This window comes from Oleiphilus sp. HI0080, from assembly GCF_001635135.1.
In genome coordinates this window covers 1-287 of the sequence record NZ_LWFU01000201.1, presented here as the reverse complement: position 1 = coordinate 287, position 287 = coordinate 1, and the positions used below count along the sequence as shown (strand labels likewise).

Here is a 287-nt window from a genome sequence, read left to right as displayed (position 1 = left end):
CTTGAAGAGGCGAGCGCATGGGCAGATCAAGATCCTTACATCGCTGCAGGCGTTTACGCTAACGTGATCGTTAAGCCATTTAAAAAAGTACTCCCTTAAAAGCTCACGCTACAGAATTCATACAGGACTTACGCGTCATGAAAAAAATCGCTTTATCATTCATTACCACGATGTTGCTAGCTAGCAGCGTGCTTGCTGAAACAATGTACGTTGACGACACGTTATTGGTACCGCTTCGCAGTGGTGAAGGTACCGGCTTTCGCATCGTGCACAAGGGGCTACCAAGC

1 protein-coding gene is annotated in these 287 nt (G+C 47.4%); it reads left to right on the top strand.

What is annotated here, in order from left to right; translation table 11 throughout:
• A partial coding sequence (locus A3751_RS21665; RefSeq protein WP_231876820.1) for a YciI family protein occupies positions 1 to 99 on the top strand: 99 nt, incomplete at its 5' end.
• Between the last annotated feature and the right edge of the window lie 188 nt (positions 100 to 287).